The organism is Pseudomonas sp. HMSC063H08 (assembly GCF_001813645.1).
Lineage (GTDB): Bacteria > Pseudomonadota > Gammaproteobacteria > Pseudomonadales > Pseudomonadaceae > Pseudomonas > Pseudomonas aeruginosa.
Genome location: NZ_KV813359.1, coordinates 42528 through 64927, shown reverse-complemented (window position 1 = coordinate 64927; position 22400 = coordinate 42528). Strand labels below are relative to the sequence as shown.

Genomic DNA, 22400 nt, shown 5'->3' with positions numbered 1-22400 from the left:
GTTCTCCTGTATGGCTCATGGCGCCGAAGCCTTGCGTTTCTGCATGCGCTCCTGCACACGTTGGCGAATGGTTTCGCTGACCCGGTCGCTCAGTTGCAGGCTGGTCAGCAGTGCCGGGATATCCTCCTCCAGGTTGACGTTGAGGTTGACCGGGCGCCCCTTCTCCAGGTCCGGGTTGCTGCCCTGCAAGCGCAGGCCGAGCAACAGCTTGCCGTTCTCATGATAATCGACGCTGCTTTGCAGGACGTCGTAGTGGAAATCGTCGAGGGCATCGGCGACCAGCTTCATCCCCGGGTTACTGCGCCCCAGCGCCTCGATCTTCGCCGAGCGGAAGCGCAGGTAGCCGGGCTCGCGGGCCTTGACCTGGCCGCCGGAGACGCTGGGCTTCCAGCGGTTCAGCATCAGCGGCAGCTCGCCGTCCAGGGTGCCTTCGCCGGCCAGGCCCTCCGCCGGATAGACCCGGAAAATCTCGCCAAGTTGTATGCCCTGGATACGCAAGGCGAACTTCTGCTCGGCCTGACCCAGGCGGATGCTCCCCGCGGGGACCGAGGCCTGCCCGCCGAACAGGCCGCTCTGCAACGTCTGCCAGCTCAGGCGGCCGCTGCCCGGCGCGGAAAGCGGGGCCTCGTAGCGCCCGCGGAAACTCACCGGCCCCAGCGGCAGGCCGGGATTGGCCTCGGCCAGGCTCAGGCCGGGGCTGTCCAGGCTCAACTGACCGCCGCGCAGGCGCAAGGCCAGGCTGCCGCCCAGCCCCTTCAGCTCGCTGCGGTCGTAGATACCGTCGAGGCCTTTCAGGGTCAGGTCCAGGTCGAGGGACGAGCCACCCGCCGCGTCGAGCTTCCAGCCGGCCGCGGCGGTCGCGCGCCCATTGCCCAGTTCGAGCAGCCCCGGCCAGTCGGCGAGGGTCGCGGCCAGCGGATTGCCGGTACGGAAGAACACCTCGGCCAGCCTGGCGGAGAGTGCCAGGGGCGTCTTCGCATCGCGCTGCAGCTGGATGTCCGCCGCCAGCCCCGCACCGTTGCTCAGCCGTCCCTTCAGGCTGGTGCGCTCGAGGGTGGTGTCGAGCGGCCCCTCGAAGGTCCAGGCCAACGGCTTGAGGTTGGCCTGGCGGAGTTGTCCGACCTGCGCCTGCAGCGGCCCGGCGAAATGCAGCGCCAGCGGCTGGTAGGCCAGTTCGAGAGCGGTCCCGGCGAGATTGAGGCGGGGCTGGCCAAGGTGCAGCGTCGACGGCTCGGCCAGGGACGCCGCCTGCAACCGCGCGCCTCTGCCGAAGGAGAGGTTGGCGCGCTGCCCGTCCAGCCGGCCCTCCAGGGGAATCTCCGCGACCAGTCGCTCGGCTTTCCAGCCCTGGTATTGCAGGCGCGGCGCGTCCACCTGCAAGCGCCCCTCCACCAGCCTGGCGGCCCACGGCGAGATGCCCAGCAGGTCGAGACGCGCCTCCAGCTTCAGCGTACTCGCGCCCTCGCTGGCGAACGCCAGGCGCAACGCGGTGACGCTATCGGCATCGCGCTCCAGCGGCTCGCTGCGCAAGCCCAGCGCGCTCGGCCGCAACTCGGCCGGCAGCGCCTGCAACCACTCGCCGTGCAACTGGCTCAGGCGCAAGTCGCTGCGCAGCTGGCGTGGCAACCAGGCGCCCTCGTCTCCATCCAGTTGGACTTGCAGTTCGCCCTGTACATTACCCAGACCGGGCAGCGGCCAGGCTTGCGGAGCCTGCACCAGCAGCGCCGCCGAGCCACCGCCGTCGAGCACCCGGCGCGGCTCCAGCCAGTCGCTGCCAGGCGCCAGGCGGATCGTCCAGTCCGCTTGCAGACGCAGGGCTTGCGGTGCGTCGGGCAGGCGCTGCGCTTCCGGCAGCCAGCGATTGAGCCAGACCACCAGGCCACGGGTGTCGGGCAGGCCGGGCGCCTCCAGGCGCCCCTGCCAGAGGCCGTCGCCATCGGACGGCGCGAGCTGGCTGTCCAGCGTCAGCAGCGCCTGCCGGTCGAGTTGCGCGCGCGCACGCAGGCGCCAGCCGGTAGGCTCCTCGAAGAGCTGGGCGTCGAGCTGGGCCTGCTGCGCCTCCTGTTGCAGGCGCAGTTGCGCAGCCAGCGGAAACAGCGCTCCCGACGGGCGGCCGATATCCAGTCCGCCTTCCTGCTCGCAGCGGCCGGCGGGACAAGGCAGGTCGAGATGGAAGCGTTCGAGGTGGATCTGTTCCGGCAGCCAGGCGAGGGTCTCCCGCAGGGACGTCCAGTCCAGCGCAGCGGAGTCGTCGTCGGAACTCGCGGCAGCCGGTTGCCAGGCGAGCGCCACTTGCTCCACGCGCAGGCCGGGTAGACGCGGACGCCAACCCGACAGCCCGGGCCAGCGCAGCAGCGCATGTTCCACGTCCAGTCGCAGGCTGGCGCCATCCGCGCCGCGCCGCTCCAGCGCCAGCCGTCGCAGCCCGATGCCTTCGGCGGACAGGCCCAGGCCTTGCCACTCCAGGCGCTCGACACCCTGCTCGCGCAACAGGCTGCGCCAGGCATGCCAGCCGTAGCCGAACGCCAGCAGCAACAGCACTGCAAATACCAGCAGCAACGTTGTCCTTCTGCGCAAACGCATGTCCTACCTCTGTCCGTTGCCGACCCGGCCAAGGGTGGCGGGGCCCTCGTGCAAGATCAAGGCGTTTTCCCCGGCCAGTGTTTTTCCCTGCTTTCGACGTTATATTGGCGGAAAATTTCCGGATTTTCCGAGCCAGACGGGGAGCCTCCATCCATGCGTACCCAGCATCAGAGCAAGCGCGAGCTGGACAAGATCGACCGCAACATCCTCCGCATCCTGCAGGAGGAAGGTCGCATTTCCTTCACCGAGCTGGGCGAACGCGTCGGCCTCTCGACCACACCCTGCACCGAACGCGTGCGCCGCCTGGAGCGCGAAGGCCTGATCATGGGCTACCACGCCCGGCTCAATCCGCAGCATCTGAAGGCCAGCCTGCTGGTGTTCGTCGAGATCAGCCTGGACTACAAGTCCGGCGATACCTTCGAAGAGTTTCGCCGGGCGGTGCTCAAGCTGCCCCATGTGCTGGAATGCCACCTGGTGTCCGGCCACTTCGACTACCTGGTGAAGGCTCGCATCTCGGAAATGGCGTCCTACCGCAAGCTGCTCGGCGACATCCTGCTGAAACTGCCGCACGTTCGCGAGTCGAAGAGCTATATCGTCATGGAAGAGGTCAAGGAGTCGCTCGACCTACCGGTTCCGGATTGACATGACACGCTCCGGGAGTCCGCCAGGACTCCCGGCATAGACGGGAAACACCGTCGTTTCCGCACACGATCCCCGCAACACCTCGCAGTTTTTTCCTTTTTCGCCCTTGGCGAGCGCCTCGACTGACGTTTATGCTCCGTCAAATTTTCCACACATAATAATCAGGATTTCACACATGAACGCCCGCGTTCACCAGCCGGTGCATACCGCCCAACACGCCCCCTCCTACTACGCCGCCACGCTCAACCGACGCATCGAGTGCCCACCCCTGGCCGGCGAAGAGCAGGCCGACGTGTGCGTCGTCGGCGGCGGTTTCTCGGGGGTGAACACGGCGTTGGAACTGGCCCAGCGCGGCTTCTCCGTGGTCCTGCTGGAAGCGCACCGGATCGGCTGGGGCGCCAGTGGGCGCAATGGCGGCCAGTTGATCCGCGGCGTCGGCCATGACGTCGAGCAGTTCCTCCCGGTGATCGGCGCCGACGGCGTGAAGGCACTCAAGCTGATGGGCCTGGAGGCGGTGGAGATCGTCCGTCGCCGGGTCGAGCAATACGCCATCGACTGCGATCTGCGCTGGGGCTACTGCGACCTGGCGAACAAGCCCGGCGACTACCAGGGCTTCCGCGAGGACATGGAGGAACTCCAGGCCCTCGGCTATCGCCACGAGATGCGCCTGGTGCCGGCCGCGGAGATGCGCAGCGTGGTCGGCTCCGATCGCTACGTCGGCGGCCTGGTGGACATGGGCTCCGGCCACCTGCACCCGCTCAACCTGGTCCTCGGCGAAGCCGCCGCTGCCCAGTCGCTGGGCGTCCGCCTGTTCGAGCGCTCGCCGGTGACGCGCATCGACTACGGCACGGAAGTCCAGGTGCATACCGCCGCCGGCAAGGTGCGGGCGAAGACCCTGGTGCTGGGCTGCAACGCCTACATGAACGACCTCAACCCGCTGCTCGGCGGCAAGGTACTGCCGGCCGGTAGCTACGTGATCGCCACCGAGCCGCTGGACGAGAAACTGGCCCGCCAACTGCTGCCGCAGAACATGGCAGTGTGCGACCAGCGCGTGGCCCTCGACTACTACCGGCTCTCCGCCGACAACCGCCTGCTGTTCGGTGGCGCCTGCCATTATTCCGGCCGCGACCCCAGCGACATCGCCGCCTACATGCGGCCGAAGATGCTGGAGGTATTCCCGCAACTGGCGAACGTCCGCATCGACTACCAATGGGGCGGCATGATCGGCATCGGCGCCAATCGCCTGCCACAGATCGGCCGCCTGCCGGGGCAACCCAACGTGTACTTCGCCCAGGCCTATTCCGGACACGGGGTGAACGCCACGCACCTCGCCGGGCAGTTGCTCGCCGAAGCCATCGGCGGCCAGCAGAGCGACGGCTTCGACCTGTTCGCCAAGGTGCCGCACATCACCTTCCCCGGCGGCAAGCTGCTGCGCTCGCCACTGCTGGCGCTGGGCATGGCCTGGTACCGGCTGAAGGAAAAACTCGGTAGCTGAGCCCATCCGAGGCTCGGCGGATTCTGAAAAAATCAGGCGGGGCATCGCTCTTCCGAGGAAAACTCCTAGAATTCGCACGACCGGGATGAGCCGGTCGTTCGAGTTTCCACGGGAGATGTCCTTGCTTCGCCGATTCCTCCTGCTGGCCCTCCTGGCCCTCTCCGGCTGCGCCAGCACTCCTCCGCCGCAACCGTCGTCGGCACTGCCCGCCGAGGGTACCTGGCTGGCCAGGCAGGCCGAAGTCCAGGGGCGCGACCACCCCGGCCAGTCCGGCTTCCACCTGCTGGGCGCCAGCGAGGATGCCTTCGTCGCCCGCGCGGCGCTGATTCGCGCAGCCCAGCGCAGCCTCGACATCCAGTACTACATCGTCCACGACGGACTGACCACGCGCGCCCTCGCCTACGAGTTGCTCAAAGCAGCCGACCGTGGCGTGCGGGTACGCATCCTCATCGACGACACCGCCAGCGATGGCTGGGACTACGAGATCGGTGTGCTCTCCGCCCATCCGAACATCCAGGTGCGCCTGTTCAACCCGTTGCACCTGGGCCGCGCCACCGGCATCACGCGAGGCGTCGGCCGCCTGTTCAACCTGTCCCAGCAGCACCGGCGCATGCACAACAAGCTGTGGCTGGCCGACGGCACGGCGGCCATCGTCGGCGGACGCAACCTCGGCGACGAGTATTTCAACGCCAAACCGGAGATGAACTTCACCGACCTCGACCTGCTCGGCGTCGGCCCCATCGCCAACCAGCTCTCGCACAGCTTCGACCAGTACTGGAACAGCGCCATCAGCCGGCCGATCGAGGATTTCCTCTGGCGCGCGCCCTATCCCGGCGAACTGGAGTCGGCCCGACGCAAGTTGCAGCGCTACCTGCGCAAGGAGTCGGTGAAGGAGTCCGGCTACATCCGCCACCTGTTCGACCGCGGCGACCAGCCACGCCTGGGCAACTGGCTGGAGAATCTCACCTGGGCACGCGCCGAGGCGATCTGGGATGCGCCGCTGAAGGTATTGAGCCGCGGCGAGCCCGACCCGCACCTATTGCTCAGTCCGCACCTGGCGGGCCTGTTCAAGGGCGTGCAGAAGGAACTGATCCTGGTCTCGGCGTATTTCGTTCCGGCCAAGGACGGTCTCAACTACCTCACCGGCAAGGCCGACAGCGGCGTCCGCGTGCGCCTGCTGACCAACTCCCTGGAAGCCACCGACGTGCCCGCCGTGCATGCCGGCTACGCACCCTATCGGATGGCGCTGCTGGAACATGGCGTGAAGCTCTACGAGCTGCGCGCCAATCCCGACCAGCCGCTGAGCGGCGCGCCCTGGCGCCTGCACGGATCGAGCAGCGCCAGCCTGCACAGCAAGGCGATGGTCTTCGACCGGCGCAAGGTATTCATCGGTTCGTTCAACTTCGATCCGCGCTCGATCCTGTGGAACACCGAAGTCGGGGTCATCGTCGACAGTCCGCTGCTGGCCGAGCAGGTCCGCCAACTGGCGCTGGAGGGCATGGCGCCGAGCGTCAGCTACCAGGTTCGCATCGACCGCAGCGGCAGCCGGCCGAAGCTGGTCTGGATCGACGAACGCGACGGCCGGGCCCAGGTCCTGCGCCACGAGCCGGGTAGCCTGTGGCGACGCCTGAACGCCTGGGTCGCGGGAATGATCGGACTGGAAAAGATGCTCTGAGGGTCACTCGGAGGCTTCCAGGCCGGTTGCCTCCTCGTCCGCCGGAATCGCCCCGCGCAGCCGCACCAGCACCACGAAGCCCGCCGCGCCGAGCGCCATCATCAACGGCAGGGCGTGACCGCTGATCCACTGGCTGGCGGCGCCGGTGGCCAGCGGGCCGAGCAGGCAGCCGATCCCCCATAGCTGCGCGACATGGGCATTGGCCCGGACCAGGGCATCGTCTCGGTAGCGCTCGCCGATCAGGATCAGCGCCAGGGTGAACAACCCGCCGGCGCTGGCCCCGAACAGCACCAGCAGCGGCCAGATCAACGGCGTCTGCAGCAGCAGGGGAATCGCCAGGCTGCTCAGCAGCAGCACCAGGCCGCAGCCGCCGAACAGGCCGCTGCGCGAGACCCGGTCGGCGAGCCAGCCGATCGGCAACTGCAACAATGCATCGCCCACCACCACGGTACTGACCATGGCCAGCGCCACCGCTTGCGGAAAGCCCTGGCGCAACCCGTAGATCGGCAGCAGGGTGAGGATCATCGCCTCGAAGGCAGCGAACAACACCACCGCCCAGGCGATCGCCGGCAGGCCCCGGCAGAAGGCCCACAAACCGCGCCCGGAGGCGCTGTGCGGATCGACCCTGGGCGCACCGCCGCGGCCCAGCAGCAGCAACGAGCCAGCAATCAGCAGGCAGACGCCGAACCAGAAGCCACGGTCGTCGGCGGTACCGATGAAGGTCAGCAGTACCGGCCCGGACAGTTGGCTGAGGGCGTAGCCGGTGCCGTACAGCGCGACCAGCCGGCCACGCCACTTCTCCACCGCCAACTGGTTGATCCAGCTTTCCCCGAGGATGAACACCACGGTGAGCTGCACGCCGATCAGCAGGCGCAGCAACAGCCATACCGGGTAGCTCTGCAGCAGTGCCAGCAGGCCGATGGAGGCTGCCCCGGTGAGCAGGCACAACTGCATCAGCCGCGGCGTACCGACGCGCGCGGCGAGGCGCCCGGCGATCATCGCGCCGAGCAGCACGCCCACTGCCGGCGTGCTGGCCATCACGCCGATGGCGAAACTGCCGTAGCCCCAGCTCTCCAGGCGCAACGAGACCAGCGGCATGGTCAGGCCAAGGGCGAGGCCGATACTAATGACTGCGGAACAGACGGCGAAATAGCTTCCCCAACGCATTGCGATTCTCCCGTTGGCACCCCGGAAGCCTTGCCGGGGCGAGCGGATATATCCGGCGCACGAAGCACAGCGGCCGGGCTTCCAGAAGGAAACCCGGCCGCGGGTGTGGCTCGAGAGAGCCGGCCCGGAAGGGCCGACCTAGGCGATCAGAGCTTGATCCAGGTCGCCTTCAGCTCGGTGTACTTGTCGAAGGCGTGCAGCGACTTGTCGCGACCGTTGCCCGACTGCTTGAAGCCGCCGAACGGAGCGGTCATGTCGCCGCCGTCGTACTGGTTGACCCAGACGCTGCCGGCGCGCAGGGCCTTGGCAGTCAGGTGCGCCTTGGACAGGTTGCTGGTCCAGACCGCCGCCGCCAGCCCATAGGGCGTGTCGTTGGCGATGCGCACGGCCTCCTCGGCATCCTCGAACTCGATCACCGAGAGCACCGGGCCGAAGATCTCCTCACGGGCGATCTTCATCGCATTGGTCACGCCGTCGAAGATGGTCGGCTCGACGTAGGTGCCGCCGGTTTCTTCCAGGGTCCGCTTGCCGCCGGCAACCAGCTTGGCACCGTCGTTGTGACCGGCCTCGATGTAGGACAGCACGGTGTTCATCTGCTGGGTGTCCACCAACGCGCCGACGTTGGTTTCCGGATCCAGCGGGTTGCCCGGCTTCCAGCCCTTGAGGGCCTCGATCACCAGGGGCAGGAACTTGTCCTTGATGGAGCGCTCCACCAGCAGGCGCGAACCGGCGGTGCAGACTTCGCCCTGGTTGAAGGCGATGGCGCCGGCAGCGGCTTCGGCGGCGGCCTTCAGGTCCGGGGCGTCGGCGAAGACGATGTTCGGGCTCTTGCCGCCGGCCTCCAGCCAGACGCGTTTCATGTTCGACTCGCCGGCATAGACCATCAGTTGCTTGGCAATCTTGGTCGAACCGGTGAACACCAGGGTGTCGACATCCATGTGCAGTGCCAGCGCCTTGCCTACCGTGTGGCCGTAGCCCGGCAGCACGTTGAACACGCCTTTCGGAATGCCGGCCTCGACGGCCAGCTGGGCGATGCGGATGGCGGTCAGCGGCGACTTCTCGGAGGGCTTGAGGATCACCGAGTTGCCGGTGGCCAGGGCCGGACCGAGTTTCCAGCAGGACATCAGCAGCGGGAAGTTCCACGGCACGATGGCGGCGACCACGCCGACCGGCTCGCGGGTCACCAGGCCCAGCTCGGCATGGGGAGTGGCGGCGACTTCGTCATAGATCTTGTCGATCGCCTCGGCGCTCCAGCGCAGGCTGTTGGCGGCGCTGGCGACATCGATGTGCAGCGAGTCGCTGATCGGCTTGCCCATGTCCAGGGTTTCCAGCAGGGCCAGCTCCTCGGCGTTCTCCAGCAGCAGATCGGCGAAGCGGATCATCGCCTGCTTGCGCTTGGCCGGCGCCAGGCGCGACCAGGCGCCGGAATCGAAGGCATTGCGAGCGACCTTGACCGCCTGCTCGGCATCGGCCAGGTCGCAACTGGCGACCTTGGCCAGGAAGCGGCCATCCACCGGGCTCAGGCAATCGAAGGTCTCGCCGGAGGCGGCGTTGCTGTATTCGCCGTTGACGAAGGCGCGGCCTTCGATCTTCAGGTCTTTGGCGCGGGCTTCCCAGTCGGCGCGGGTCAGGGTGGTCATGACAACGTGTCCTCTTATTGGTGTTCTGGGCGCCTGGGAGACAGGCGCGCTGTCAGATTCTGCAAGGCGGGCGCGCGGCCCGTGGTGTCCGCCACCCTAAACCAGAGCAGCGCCTGTTTTCAATATATTTGACAGGAACCCCTCTAACTCCCTTGTCACGTTCATTATTTTAAACATAGACTCGCCCGGACTAGCGTCTTCATCCCTCGCGTGCAACCTGGGTGGCCCTATGACAATGAATAACGAGCCGCAGTCGAGCAGCCTCGACAACTTCTGGATGCCCTTCACCGCCAACCGCCAGTTCAAGGCGCGGCCGCGCCTGCTGGAAAGCGCCGAAGGCATCCACTATATCGCCCAGGGCGGGCGCCGCATCCTCGACGGCACCGCCGGCCTCTGGTGCTGCAATGCCGGCCACGGCCGGCGCGAGATCAGCGAAGCGGTGGCCCGGCAGATCGCCACCCTCGACTACGCCCCGCCGTTCCAGATGGGTCACCCGCTGCCGTTCGAACTCGCCGCGCGGCTGGCGGAAATCGCCCCGCCGGGCCTGAACAAAGTGTTCTTCACCAACTCCGGCTCGGAATCGGCGGACACCGCGCTGAAGATCGCCCTTGCCTACCAGCGCGCCATCGGCCAGGGCACCCGCACCCGCCTGATCGGCCGCGAACTGGGCTACCACGGGGTCGGCTTCGGCGGCCTGTCGGTAGGCGGCATGGTCAACAACCGCAAGGCCTTCTCCGCCAACCTGCTGCCGGGGGTCGACCACCTGCCGCACACCCTGGACGTCGCCCGCAACGCCTTCACCGTCGGCCTGCCCGAGCATGGCGCGGAAAAGGCCGAGGAGCTGGAACGCCTGGTGACCCTGCACGGCGCCGAGAATATCGCCGCGGTGATCGTCGAGCCGATGTCCGGCTCGGCCGGCGTGGTGCTGCCGCCCAAGGGCTACCTTCAGCGGCTGCGCGAGATCACCCGCAAGCATGGCATCCTGCTGATCTTCGACGAAGTGATCACCGGTTTCGGCCGCGTCGGCGAAGCCTTCGCCGCGCAGCGCTGGGGCGTCGTCCCGGACCTGCTGACCTGCGCCAAGGGGCTGACCAACGGCAGCATCCCGATGGGCGCCGTATTCGTCGACGAGAAGATCCACGCCGCCTTCATGCAAGGCCCGCAGGGCGCCATCGAGTTCTTCCACGGCTATACCTATTCCGGCCACCCGGTAGCCTGCGCCGCCGCCCTGGCGACCCTGGACATCTACCGTCGCGACGACCTGTTCCAGCGGGCCGTCGAACTGGAAGGCTACTGGCAGGACGCGCTGTTCAGCCTGCGCGACCTGCCCAACGTGGTCGACATCCGCGCCGTCGGCCTGGTCGGCGGCGTGCAACTGGCGCCGCACGCGGACGGCCCCGGCAAGCGCGGCTACGACGTCTTCGAGCGCTGCTTCTGGGAGCACGACCTGATGGTCCGGGTGACCGGCGACATCATCGCCATGTCGCCGCCGCTGATCATCGACAAGCCCCACATCGACCAGATCGTCGAGCGCCTGGCCCAGGCCATCCGCGCCAGCGTCTGATCCAGGCGGGCGGCTGGCGCCGCCCTGCCTCCAACTGGCCAGAACCACAAGAACCGAGAGTCAGCATGAACATCGAACAGATCGTCGACTTCGCCCAGGCCAACAGCGCTCCGGAGCACTACAGCCCGGCGCCGGAGAAAATCCTCAAGGGCGACCCGAAACAGAGCGTGCGCAACCACTACGGCAGCCCCTGCGGGCAGTTCAACGCCGGTATCTGGGAAGGCGCCGTGGGCCAGTGGACGGTGAACTACACCGAACACGAGTACTGCGAGATCATCCAGGGCGTCTCGGTGCTGCGCGACCGGCACGGCAACGCCAAGACCGTGCGCGCCGGCGACCGCTTCGTGATCCCCGCCGGCTTCCAGGGCACCTGGGAAGTGCTCGAAGCCTGTCGCAAGGTCTATGTGATCTTCGAAGCCAAGGCCTGAGCCCCGGCTTCATCCCGAATGCTTGTTACCCTTGCCCGCCACCTGGCGGGCTTTTTTGTGCGCCAGCCCGGGAGTTCGTACGCCGGAAATGAAAAAGCCCGCCGGATGGCGGGCTTTTCGCAAGGTGCCGGATCAATTACTTGATCTTGGCTTCCTTGTAGATCACGTGCTGACGAACGACCGGATCGTACTTCTTGATCTCGATCTTCTCAGGCTTGGTACGCTTGTTCTTGTCGGTGGTGTAGAAGTGGCCGGTACCGGCGCTGGACACCAGACGAATCAATTCACGCATGATTCAGCTCCTTAGAATTTTTCGCCGCGGGCACGCAGGTCAGCCAGGACGGCCTCGATGCCACGCTTGTCGATGATACGCATGCCCTTGGCGGAAACGCGCAGACGTACGAAGCGCTTCTCGGACTCGACCCAGAAACGGTGGTGCTGCAGGTTCGGCAGGAAACGGCGGCGGGTTTTGTTGTGTGCGTGGGAAATGTTATTCCCGGTAACCGGACCCTTACCGGTTACTTGACAGACTCTAGACATGCCTCAGCCCTCTATAACCTCATGCCCAACCCGGCATGGGTTGGCTGCTTTAACTCAAGTTCGATACTCAGTTTCACCGGGGTCTTACCCGCTGCATCCCGACGAAGGAGAGCGTGGCCCCAGAAAAGAGCGCAGCTTTATATCAGAAAGGCGCCCCGCGCCGCAAGGGCGAAGGCCCATGGCGCAGCCGCGGCCCGCCTCGCTGCGGGCTTCGCACCGTGGCCGTTCGTCGCCTTGCCTCGTTGTCGCTGCCCGCCGCATGGTCTAGGGTAGCGATTCAAGGTCGCCAACGGCCTTGCATGACTGCGCCCAACCGCTGCGGATGGGCATGTTAACCGTTCGAATGGAGCCCGTCATGCGCCTCGCCGCTTTCTCCCTGTTCCTCGCCCCCCTGCTGCTCGCCCAGCCCGCCGCCGCTGCCACCTTGAGTGTGTGTACCGAGGCCAGCCCCGAGGGCTTCGACGTGGTCCAGTACAACTCGCTGACCACCACCAACGCCTCGGCCGATGTGCTGATGAATCGCCTGGTCGAGTTCGACGCCGGCAAGGGGACGGTGGTGCCCTCGCTGGCCGAGCGCTGGTCGGTGTCCGACGACGGCCTGAGCTATCGCTTCGACCTGCGCCAGGGCGTGCACTTCCACAGCACCGCCTACTTCAAGCCGAGCCGTACGCTCGACGCCGACGACGTGGTGTTCAGCTTCCAGCGCATGCTCGATCCGGCCAATCCCTGGCACAAGGTGGCGCAGAACGGCTTCCCGCACGCCCAGTCGATGCAACTGCCGGAGCTGATCAAGCGGGTGGAGAAAAGCGGCGACCACCAGGTGCTGGTCGTTCTCGACCACCCCGACGCGACCTTCCTGCCGATGCTGAGCATGGGCTTCGCCTCCATCTATTCGGCGGAGTACGCCGACCAGTTGATGAAGGCCGGAACCCCGGAAAAGCTCAACACCGCGCCGATCGGCAGCGGGCCGTTCGTGTTCAAGCGCTTCCAGAAGGACGCGGTGGTGCGCTACGCCGCCAACCCCGAGTACTTCGCCGGCAAGCCGGCGGTCGACGCGCTGATCTTCGCCATTACCCCGGACGCCAACGTGCGCCTGCAGAAGTTGCGCCGCGGCGAATGCCAGATCGCCCTGTCGCCGAAGCCGCTGGACGTGGAGAGCGCGCGCAAGGACGCCAGCCTGAAGGTCGAGCAGACGCCGGCCTTCATGACCGCCTTCGTCGCCCTCAATACCCAGCATCCGCCGCTGGACGATCCCAAGGTGCGCCAGGCGATCAACCTGGCCTTCGACCGCACCAGCTACCTGCAAGCGGTATTCGAAGGCAGCGCCAGTGCCGCCATCGGCATCTATCCGCCGAACACCTGGAGCTATGCCAGGGATATTCCCGCCTACCCGCACGCCCCCGAACAGGCGCGCAAGCTGCTGGCCGGCAAGCAGCTTCCCGAGCTGAACATCTGGACCCGCCCGTCCGGCAGCCTGCTCAACCCCAACCCGAGCCTCGGCGCCCAACTGCTCCAGGCCGACCTGGCGGAGGCCGGGATCAAGGCCAACATCCGCGTCATCGAATGGGGCGAGTTGATCCGTCGCGCCAAGAATGGCGAACACGACCTGCTGTTCATGGGTTGGGCCGGCGACAACGGCGATCCGGACAACTTCCTCACTCCGCAATTCAGCTGCGCCAGCGTCAAGTCGGGGCTCAACTTCGCGCGCTATTGCGATCCCGGCCTGGACAAGCTGATTGCCGACGGCAAGGTCGCCAGCAGCCAGGAACAACGCACCGGCCTGTACCACCAGGCGCAGAAACTGATCCACGAACAGGCGCTCTGGCTGCCCCTGGCCCACCCGACCGCCTTCGCCCTGACCCGCCAGGAGGTGCAGGGCTACCAGGTCAATCCGTTCGGTCGCCAGGATTTCTCGCGGGTCGCCGTGAAACGCTGAAGGCCACGCCCGGGAGAACCCGGCGATGGATCTCGACCCCTCTACCTGCCGCATTGGCAGTTCAGCGAGCGCCATCAGCGGCTGATCGACGCGCCGGCCGCCGCGCTGCTCGACGCGGTGGAAGGCCTGTTGCGCTTCGACGACCCGCTGGGGTGCGCCCTGCACGAAGCGCCGGCGCTACCCTGCTGCACACGGAAACCCGGGTGTTCTGCCCCGATCGCGCCAGCCGCCTGCGCTTCACCCCCTACTGGGTGGCGATCCGCCCGGTCAGCGGGCTGATCCGCCGGCGCCTGCTGGCGGGCATCGAGCGGCGCCTGGGCTGGGCCCTTCGCCGAACGCTCACAGCCAACCGTATTCGGCCAGCGACAGAGGCTCGCCGTCGCCGATGATGAAGTGGTCGAGCACCCGCACGTCGATGAGCGCCAAGGCTTCCTTGAGGCGCGCGGTGAGCTGGCGGTCGGCGAGACTCGGACGGGCGTCGCCGGAAGGGTGGTTATGGGTCAGGATCAGCGCCGCCGCGTTGTGCGCCAGGGTGCGCTTGACCACCTGGCGCGGGTAGACGCTGGCGCCATCGATGCTGCCCTGGAACAACACCTCGAACGCCAGGACCCGGTGCCTCGTGTCGAGGAACAGGCAGGCGAACACCTCGTGCTGCTCGTGGCGCAGGCGCGCCTTGAGATAGTCGCGCACCGCCTGCGGGCTCTCCAGTATCGAATCGCGACGCAGGCGCTCGGCCAGGTGGCGCCGGCCCATCTCCAGCACGGCCTGCAATTGCGCATACTTGGCCACGCCGAGCCCGAGATGGCCGCAGAACGAGGCGAGGTCCGCCTCGAGCAGGGCACGCAGCCCGCCGAACTCGCTCAACAGCCGCCGCGACAGCTCGACCGCACTGCAACCGGTCACTCCCGTGCGCAGGAAGATCGCCAACAGCTCGGCATCGGAAAGGGCCGCCGCGCCCTGCTCCAGAAGCTTCTCCCGAGGCCGTTCGGCTTCGGGCCAATCGCGGATGCTCATTCGCTTTCCCCATCGAGCCCGCCCGCTGTTCCCGTGCGGACGCTGTGCTATCTTAGCCCATCCTTTTTGCGCGGCAGACGACCTGGGGAGGCGCGTTTGCCGAAGCGCATGTCATCCATTTCCTTATTAAGGCAAGCCTATGCAGCGGCTCTATCGGAAACGCATCGTCCTCGGCGTGGGCGGCGGCATTGCCGCCTACAAGAGCGCCGAACTGGTCCGCCGCCTGCGCGACCAGGGCGCTGAAGTCCGAGTGGTGATGACCCAGGGCGGCCGCGAGTTCATCACGCCCCTGACCCTCCAGGCGTTGTCCGGCCATCCGGTGCATACCGATCTGCTGGACCCGGCGGCGGAAGCCGCGATGGGCCACATCGAACTGGCCCGCTGGGCCGATCTGGTGCTGATCGCACCGGCTACCGCCGACCTCATGGCGCGCCTGGTCCAGGGCGTGGCCAACGACCTGCTGACCACCCTGGTGCTGGCCACCGACGCGCAAATCGCCCTGGCACCGGCGATGAACCAGGCCATGTGGCGCGACACCGCGACCCAGGCCAACGCCGAGCTGCTGCGCCAGCGCGGCTTCCACCTGTTCGGTCCGGCAGCGGGCAGCCAGGCCTGCGGCGACGTCGGCCTCGGGCGCATGCTCGAAGCCGAGGAACTGGCGCAGCGCGCCGCCGACTGCTTCCAGCGCCAGGCGCTGACCGGCGTGCATGTGCTGATTACCGCCGGCCCGACCCAGGAAAACATCGACCCGGTGCGCTACATCACCAACCACAGCTCCGGAAAGATGGGCTTCGCCCTCGCCGAGGCGGCGGTGGAAGCCGGCGCACGAGTGACCCTGGTCACCGGCCCGGTGCACCTGCCGACGCCCGACCGGGTGCAGCGCGTCGACGTGGTCAGCGCCCGCGACATGCTGGCCGCCTGCGAGGCGGCGATGCCCTGCGACCTGCTGATCGCCTCCGCGGCGGTCGCCGACTACCGCCCGGAAGTGGTCGCCGCGCACAAACTGAAGAAAGACCCTACCAGCGGCGAGGGCTTGCTCTTGCAGCTGGTGCGCAATCCCGACATTCTCGCCACCCTCGCACAGCGCGAGGATCGTCCCTTCAGCGTGGGCTTCGCCGCAGAAACCGAAAACCTGCTGGACTATGCTGCACGCAAGCTGAAGGACAAGAACCTCGACCTGATCGTCGCCAACGACGTGGCCAACCCCTCGATCGGCTTCAACAGCGACGAGAACGCGATCACGGTGATCGACCGCGACCTGCATCCGAGCACCTTCGCCCAGACCAGCAAGGGCAAGATCGCTCGCCAGCTGATCGCCTTCATCGCCGACCGCCTCAACCAGCAATGAGTTACTGATGCACTCTCTCCAAGCCAAGATCCTCGACCCCCGCCTGGGCTCCGACTTCCCGCTCCCGCAGTACGCCACGCCGGGCTCGGCCGGCCTCGACCTGCGCGCCATGCTCAAGGAAGACACCGTCCTCGGCCCGGGCCAGACCCTGCTGATTCCCACCGGCCTGTCCATCTACATCGCCGATCCCGGCCTCGCCGCCCTGGTTCTGCCGCGCTCCGGCCTGGGCCACAAGCACGGCATCGTGCTGGGCAACCTGGTCGGCCTGATCGACTCGGACTACCAGGGCGAGCTGATGGTGTCCTGCTGGAACCGCGGCGAGTCGCCGTTCACCATCGCCGTCGGCGAGCGCATCGCGCAGTTGGTACTGGTGCCGGTGGTGCAGGCGCATTTCGAGCTGGTCGAGCAGTTCGACGAAAGCCAGCGCGGCGCCGGCGGCTTCGGCCATTCCGGCAGCCACTGACCCCGAACACAGGACGAGACGCCGAGGAGACGCGGCATGAAGCTTTTCCAGCGCACCGCCAAGGATGGGAACGAGTTGGGCGACCTGCTCGAACCGGAAAAGAAGCCGCGCAAGGCAGCGTCCGAACGCGCTGACGGCAAGGACCTGCTGCCCGGCATAGGCGCCAGCCTGCTGGGCGTGGCGGCCGCCGGCGCCCTGCTCTGGTTCGGCGTCTTCGGCGGCGCCGGTGAGGCACAGCAGCGCCAGTTGGACGCGGCCTGGGCCGAAGGCCAGGCCGGCGCCTTGCGCCAGGCCTTGCAGCAACTCGCCGCCGACACCCGCGCCGCCGCGGCCAGCCCCCTCGCCCTCGAAGCCCTGCAAAGCGGCGACGCCGCCCGCATCGAGGCCGCCCAGCGCAGCCTGCTGGCCTGGGACGGCGTGGTCGATGCCCACCTGAACGCGCCCGGTCAGGCCACCCAGGACAACGACAGCCCCGGCCCGGTCAGCTTCGCCGCCCTGGATATCCTGCACCGGGTGGAAAGTGGCCAGAACGTCGCCGCCGAAGCCTACAAGGTCGGCCAGCGCTGGCTGCTGTACAGCGCCGCGCCGGTGCGCGGCGCCGACCAGAGCCTGCAAGGCACGCTGCTGCTGGCGGTCGACCTGCAACGGCTGCTGCGCGCCCTGCCGCCCTTGCCGGGCGATGCCGGCCAGGTGCAACTGGTCCAGCAGTTCTCCGGCGCACCGGCCCAGGTGCTGCTGCAACGCGGTATGCCGGCGCCGGGCAAGGGTGCGCAAGCGCTGGACAGCGGCAATCCGAACTGGAAACTGAACTACACACCCGGCAGCGTCGCCTCGACCCAGGCCTCGCCGCTGCTGCTGGCACTCGCGGCGCTGCTGGCCCTGCTCGGCGGCATCCTCGGCGCCTACCTCACCCGTTCGTCGCTGTTGCGCCGCCTGCACCAGGATGTCCTGACCCTCGGTCAGTATCTTCAGGAACTCGGCGGGCAACGCACTGCCAAACCCCCTGTGCCTAGCCTGCCGGGCTTCGCCCCGCTGATCCAGGCATTGGCCCGCCAGCCGCGGCGCAAGCCGGAGCCGACCAGCGCGCCCAGCCCTGCCAAGGCAGCGCCGGTGGCGCCGGTGGCGGTGGCGGTGGCGAAAGCGCCTCCTCGCGAGGAGCCGGCATTGGCAGATCCGTTGTTCCAGAACACCGACATTCTGGATATCGACATTCTCGATGAAGACCAGGACCTCCTGGGATTGGAGCAAACCCCCATCATGAGCACTGCAAAAGCACCGACGCTGCCCGCCAGCATCTTCCGCGCCTACGACATCCGCGGCGTGGTAGGCGATACCCTCACCGCCGAGACCGCCTACTGGATCGGTCGCGCCATCGGCTCGGAAAGTCTCGCCCGCGGCGAACCGTGCGTCGCTGTCGGCCGCGATGGCCGCCTGTCCGGTCCCGAACTGGTCAAGCAGCTGATCCAGGGCCTGGTGGACTGCGGTTGCCAGGTCAGCGACGTGGGCATGGTGCCTACCCCGGTGCTGTACTACGCGGCCAACGTGCTCGAGGGCAAGTCCGGGGTGATGCTGACCGGCAGCCACAACCCGCCGGACTACAACGGCTTCAAGATCGTGGTCGCCGGCGAGACCCTGGCCAACGAGCAGATCCAGGCCCTGCGCGAGCGCATCGAGAAAAACGACCTGGCATCCGGCGTCGGCAGCGTAGAGCAGGTCGACATCCTGCCGCGCTACTTCAAGCAGATCCGCGACGACATCGCCATGGCCAAGCCGATGAAGGTGGTGGTCGACTGCGGCAACGGCGTGGCCGGGGTGATCGCCCCGCAGCTGATCGAGGCCCTGGGCTGCAGCGTGATCCCGCTGTACTGCGAGGTCGACGGCAACTTCCCGAACCACCATCCGGACCCGGGCAAGCCGGAGAACCTGAAGGACCTGATCGCCAAGGTCAAGGCCGAGAACGCCGACCTGGGCCTGGCCTTCGACGGCGACGGCGATCGCGTCGGCGTGGTCACCAATACCGGTACCATCATCTATCCGGACCGTCTGCTGATGCTGTTCGCCAAGGACGTGGTCTCGCGCAACCCGGGGGCCGACATCATCTTCGACGTCAAGTGCACCCGCCGCCTGATCGCCCTGATCAGCGGCTACGGCGGCCGTCCGGTGATGTGGAAGACCGGCCACTCGCTGATCAAGAGGAAGATGAAGGAAACCGGCGCCCTGCTGGCCGGCGAGATGAGCGGCCACGTGTTCTTCAAGGAGCGCTGGTTCGGCTTCGACGATGGCATCTACAGCGCCGCCCGCCTGCTGGAAATCCTCAGCCAGGACCAGCGTGACAGCGAGCACGTGTTCTCGGCCTTCCCGAGCGACATTTCCACCCCGGAAATCAACATCACCGTCACCGAGGACAGCAAGTTCGCCATCATCGAGGCGCTGCAACGCGACGCCCAATGGGGCGAAGGCAACATCACCACCCTCGACGGCGTGCGGGTCGACTACCCCAAAGGCTGGGGCCTGGTACGCGCCTCCAACACCACTCCCGTGCTGGTCCTGCGCTTCGAAGCGGACACCGAGGAAGAGCTGGAGCGCATCAAGACCGTCTTCCGTAACCAACTGAAGGCAGTGGATTCCTCGCTGCCCGTGCCCTTCTGACATGTCGGAGCTCCCCATGACCCTGAGTCGCGATGACGCCGCCCAGGTTGCCAAGGTCCTTTCCGAGGCCCTGCCCTACATCCGCCGCTTCGTCGGCAAGACGCTGGTGATCAAGTACGGCGGCAACGCCATGGAGAGCGAGGAGCTGAAGGCCGGCTTCGCCCGCGACGTGGTGCTGATGAAAGCGGTCGGCATCAACCCGGTGGTGGTGCATGGCGGCGGCCCGCAGATCGGCGACCTGCTCAAGCGCCTGTCGATCGAGAGCCACTTCATCGACGGCATGCGCGTCACCGACGCGGCGACCATGGACGTGGTGGAGATGGTCCTCGGCGGCCAGGTGAACAAGGACATCGTCAACCTGATCAACCGCCACGGCGGCAGCGCCATCGGCCTGACCGGCAAGGACGCCGAGCTGATCCGCGCGAAGAAGCTCACCGTGACCCGCCAGACCCCGGAGATGACCAAGCCGGAGATCATCGACATCGGCCATGTGGGCGAAGTCACCGGGGTCAACGTCGGACTGCTGAACATGCTGGTCAAGGGCGACTTCATTCCGGTGATCGCGCCGATCGGCGTGGGCAGCAACGGCGAGTCCTACAACATCAACGCCGACCTGGTGGCCGGCAAGGTGGCGGAAGCGCTGAAGGCCGAGAAACTGATGCTGCTGACCAACATCGCCGGCCTGATGGACAAGCAGGGCCAGGTGCTGACCGGGCTGTCCACCGAACAGGTCAACGAGCTGATCGCCGACGGCACCATCTACGGCGGCATGCTGCCGAAGATCCGCTGCGCCCTGGAAGCGGTACAGGGCGGCGTGACCAGCGCGCACATCATCGATGGCCGGGTGCCGAATGCCGTGCTGCTGGAAATCTTCACCGACAGCGGCGTCGGCACCCTGATCAGCAACCGCAAGCGTCACTGATCGCCCGGCCATGGCGCGCTCCGGCGCGCCATGACGGTTCTCCCTTAGCGTCGCGCGGCCAGCGCGAAGGCCTGCTCCAGCGGGCTCGCACCCTCGCTGCGGAAGGTCGCCGGGCTCACTCCCGTCCAACGCTTGAAAGCGCGCCTGAAACTGCGGATGTCACGGTATCCCACTTCCTCGGTGATACGTTCGATGGACATCCCGGGGTTGCCCAGCAGGCTCATCGCCCGCCCTCGTCGCACCTGCTCCAGCAACGCCTCGAAGGTCAGCCCGTGTTCGGCCAGCCGGCGCCGCAGGGTGCGGCTGCTCATGTTCAGTTCGGCGGAAATCCTTTCGATCTGGCTGCCCAGGCTGAGGTCGCGGGCGATGGCCCGTTCCACCGCCTGGACCAGGTCGAGTTTCCGGTGCACCTGGGTGTTTTCCTGCTCCAGCAGGGCCAGCGCCTGGCGCAACGCCGGCAGGTTGTGGTTGGGCAGGCGCATGTCCAGCCAGTGGCTGGCGATCGCCATGCGGTTGTGCAGGCAGCCGAAGCGTACCTGGGGGCCCAGCAGGCGCAGGTACTCGCCCGCGTAGGGCGGAGCGGCATGGATGAGTTCGATGCCCAGCGGTTCGAACGCCGGGCTGACCAGGGCACGCCCATACACCAGCAGGCTGGCGAAGAACTCCTCGATGGCGAACACCTGCACCTCACTGCTGGGCAGGTGGCATTCGACCTCGACGAAGAAGGTTTCGCCCTGCTGGTAGACGCTGGAGGTGACGATCCCGCCCGAGCTGTGCTGGTAGCGCACGCCGATGTCGAACGCGTCGCGCAGGGTCCGGCACAGCGACAGCACATGACCCAGCAGGCCAAGGGTGCCGAGCACGTTCTGGTGTCCGACCCACAGCCCCAGTCCCCGCTCCGGCAGGGCCTGGAGGGCACGCTGGATCATGCTCACGGCCTGGCGGTAGGAGATGCGCTGGGTAGGGTCCTGCAGGTCTTCGACGGTGAAGCCCAGGCCCCGGCACAGCCGCGCGGGATCGACACCATGGCCTTCGACCACCTCGGCCAGCGTCTGCAGCAGGAAGGTGGATACCTGGGCGAGTTCGTAGCGCGCATCGGCGGCATTGTTGTGCATGGGCGAAATCCTGAGCCGGTCTCGGCTTCGTTCTTGTTCTGGCGGTGGATCGCGACATGGGATGAGCGTCCCATCATATAGCGTTCCGCACAGATGTAACAAAGCATTGCACGGTGTCCGCAAATCCCCCCCTCGCTGACCGTCAATGCCCTGCCTCGGCCTGTCGATAGGGCTTATTCCTATGCCGTACCCCGAGCCACGCCAAACAATAATAAGAGCCCGCCCATGAATCCGACCCACCCCCGCAGGCCCCTGCGCCTGGCCGCCTGCGTCACCCTCGCCTTCAGCTGCTGCACCCATGCCAGCGAAGGCGGCGTGGACAACATAGGTCCAGGAACCGACGGTTTCTTCACCCTGCCACTGGACGTCGACAACCTCCCCGACCACATGTTCGCCTTCAACGTCTACTACAACCACTACGAAGCCAGGAAGCTGAACATCAGCTCCTTCGGCGGCAAGGTGTCCGACGTGAAGATCAGCTCGGATGCGATCATCCCTCGCCTGGACTACCTGAGCCCGCTGCGGATCTTCGGCGGGCGCCTGGGCGGCTACATCGCCCAGCCCTATATCCGCCAACGGGTGGCCGCGTTCGGCCTGAGCGACGAACGGGAAAGCATGGGTGACACCACCTTCGCGCCGATCATCCTCTGGGACATGGGCAAGGACCTGACCCTGGCCGCCGCCGTGGAGGTCACCGTGCCCACCGGCAAGTACGATGCCGAGCGGCTGGCCAACACCAGCAACAACTTCTACACCTACAAGCCGCTGTTCTCCTTCACCTGGCTGCCCACCGAACGCACCGAGCTGTCGCTGAAGGCCACCTACAGCTTCAACATGGAAAACCACGACACCGACTATCGCTCGGGGCAGATCTTCCATTTCGACTATTCCGCCAGCTATCGGGTGACCGACAACCTGCGCCTCGGCCTGAACGGCTACTACCTCAAGCAGACCACCGACGACAAACAGAACGGCGAGACCGTACGGGTGTTCGGTTTCGGCGAGGAAGTCGACGACGGCGTACGCGGCCAGGTCTTCGCCATCGGCCCGGCCGTGCACCTGACCTTCCTCAAGTACGCCAGCGCGGAGATCCGCTGGGCCAAGGAATTCGACGTGGAGAACCGCCCCGAAGGCGACATGCTCTGGACCAAGCTGACCATTCCGTTCGAACTCTGAGGCATCGGAACGAAGCGGCAGCCCGGTATCCGCGGGCTGCCGC

At 66.9% G+C, this 22400-nt stretch carries 18 protein-coding genes; 11 read left to right on the top strand and 7 right to left on the bottom strand.

From position 1 onward, the window contains the following. Positions 1-15: 15 nt before the first annotated feature. Positions 16-2583 (bottom strand): intermembrane phospholipid transport YdbH family protein, encoded by a 2568-nt coding sequence (locus HMPREF2924_RS04845; RefSeq protein WP_004364665.1) that lies wholly within the window; start codon positions 2581-2583, stop codon positions 16-18. A 153-nt stretch (positions 2584-2736) separates the two neighbouring features. Between HMPREF2924_RS04845 and dadR the strand changes: the two genes are divergently transcribed. From dadR to HMPREF2924_RS04830, 3 genes are all read left to right on the top strand, one after another. After that, positions 2737-3225 (top strand): transcriptional regulator DadR, encoded by a 489-nt coding sequence (gene dadR, locus HMPREF2924_RS04840; protein WP_003096535.1) that lies wholly within the window; start codon positions 2737-2739, stop codon positions 3223-3225. Between the two features lie 175 nt (positions 3226-3400). Next, complete coding sequence (locus HMPREF2924_RS04835) at positions 3401-4720, top strand: NAD(P)/FAD-dependent oxidoreductase (RefSeq protein WP_004364667.1); 1320 nt, start codon at positions 3401-3403, stop codon at positions 4718-4720. A gap of 85 nt (positions 4721-4805) precedes the next feature. Continuing rightward, the gene (locus HMPREF2924_RS04830) at positions 4806-6395 is read left to right on the top strand and encodes a phospholipase D family protein (RefSeq protein WP_023092762.1); all 1590 of its coding nucleotides are present in this window, start codon (positions 4806-4808) and stop codon (positions 6393-6395) included. 3 nt (positions 6396-6398) lie between these two features. Here HMPREF2924_RS04830 and HMPREF2924_RS04825 read toward each other — a convergent pair whose 3' ends face one another. Next, a complete protein-coding gene (locus tag HMPREF2924_RS04825) occupies positions 6399-7562 on the bottom strand; it encodes an MFS transporter (RefSeq protein ID WP_003136250.1) in 1164 nt (387 codons plus the stop codon). Positions 7563-7708: 146 nt separating this feature from the next. Then, complete coding sequence (locus HMPREF2924_RS04820) at positions 7709-9202, bottom strand: aldehyde dehydrogenase (protein ID WP_003136252.1); 1494 nt, start codon at positions 9200-9202, stop codon at positions 7709-7711. A 229-nt stretch (positions 9203-9431) separates the two neighbouring features. On the opposite strand from HMPREF2924_RS04820, the gene HMPREF2924_RS04815 reads away from it, so the two are divergent. Together HMPREF2924_RS04815 and HMPREF2924_RS04810 are read left to right on the top strand one after the other, a co-directional pair. After that, the gene (locus HMPREF2924_RS04815; RefSeq protein WP_003096546.1) at positions 9432-10766 is read left to right on the top strand and encodes an omega-aminotransferase AptA; all 1335 of its coding nucleotides are present in this window, start codon (positions 9432-9434) and stop codon (positions 10764-10766) included. Between the two features lie 65 nt (positions 10767-10831). Further along, positions 10832-11194 (top strand): cupin domain-containing protein, encoded by a 363-nt coding sequence (locus tag HMPREF2924_RS04810; RefSeq protein ID WP_003096551.1) that lies wholly within the window; start codon positions 10832-10834, stop codon positions 11192-11194. 136 nt (positions 11195-11330) lie between these two features. Here HMPREF2924_RS04810 and rpmG read toward each other — a convergent pair whose 3' ends face one another. Next, on the bottom strand, positions 11331-11486 hold the full coding sequence (rpmG, locus tag HMPREF2924_RS04805) for a 50S ribosomal protein L33 (protein WP_003096555.1): 156 nt from the start codon (positions 11484-11486) through the stop codon (positions 11331-11333). Positions 11487-11497: 11 nt separating this feature from the next. After that, a complete protein-coding gene (gene rpmB, locus HMPREF2924_RS04800; RefSeq protein WP_003096556.1) occupies positions 11498-11734 on the bottom strand; it encodes a 50S ribosomal protein L28 in 237 nt (78 codons plus the stop codon). A 355-nt stretch (positions 11735-12089) separates the two neighbouring features. Here rpmB and HMPREF2924_RS04795 point away from each other — a divergent pair, with 355 nt between their 5' ends. Continuing rightward, positions 12090-13670, top strand: coding sequence for an ABC transporter substrate-binding protein (locus tag HMPREF2924_RS04795; protein WP_023094948.1), 1581 nt, complete (start codon positions 12090-12092; stop codon positions 13668-13670). A 339-nt stretch (positions 13671-14009) separates the two neighbouring features. On the opposite strand, the gene radC is transcribed toward HMPREF2924_RS04795, so the two are convergent. Next, positions 14010-14684, bottom strand: a complete 675-nt coding sequence (radC, locus tag HMPREF2924_RS04785) for a RadC family protein (protein WP_003096559.1) — start codon at positions 14682-14684, stop codon at positions 14010-14012. A gap of 139 nt (positions 14685-14823) precedes the next feature. Here radC and coaBC point away from each other — a divergent pair, with 139 nt between their 5' ends. The 4 genes from coaBC to argB are packed head-to-tail and all read left to right on the top strand — an operon-like array spanning position 14824 to position 20066. Continuing rightward, positions 14824-16032 carry a bifunctional phosphopantothenoylcysteine decarboxylase/phosphopantothenate--cysteine ligase CoaBC gene (coaBC, locus tag HMPREF2924_RS04780; RefSeq protein WP_003098292.1) on the top strand — a complete coding sequence of 403 codons (1209 nt, stop codon included), beginning with the start codon at positions 14824-14826 and terminating at the stop codon, positions 16030-16032. Positions 16033-16039: 7 nt separating this feature from the next. Further along, complete coding sequence (dut, locus tag HMPREF2924_RS04775; RefSeq protein WP_003096567.1) at positions 16040-16495, top strand: dUTP diphosphatase; 456 nt, start codon at positions 16040-16042, stop codon at positions 16493-16495. 36 nt (positions 16496-16531) lie between these two features. Beyond that, on the top strand, positions 16532-19144 hold the full coding sequence (locus tag HMPREF2924_RS04770) for a phosphomannomutase/phosphoglucomutase (protein ID WP_023094949.1): 2613 nt from the start codon (positions 16532-16534) through the stop codon (positions 19142-19144). Between the two features lie 16 nt (positions 19145-19160). Then, positions 19161-20066: an acetylglutamate kinase gene (gene argB / locus HMPREF2924_RS04765; protein ID WP_003096572.1), complete on the top strand. Its 906-nt coding sequence runs from the start codon at positions 19161-19163 to the stop codon at positions 20064-20066. A gap of 44 nt (positions 20067-20110) precedes the next feature. Here the strand turns inward: argB and sphR are convergent, their stop codons facing one another. Beyond that, positions 20111-21181: an AraC family transcriptional regulator SphR gene (gene sphR / locus HMPREF2924_RS04760; protein WP_003121306.1), complete on the bottom strand. Its 1071-nt coding sequence runs from the start codon at positions 21179-21181 to the stop codon at positions 20111-20113. A 225-nt stretch (positions 21182-21406) separates the two neighbouring features. Here sphR and HMPREF2924_RS04755 point away from each other — a divergent pair, with 225 nt between their 5' ends. Further along, positions 21407-22357, top strand: coding sequence for a SphA family protein (locus tag HMPREF2924_RS04755; RefSeq protein ID WP_003136256.1), 951 nt, complete (start codon positions 21407-21409; stop codon positions 22355-22357). The last annotated feature ends 43 nt before the right edge of the window (positions 22358-22400 follow it).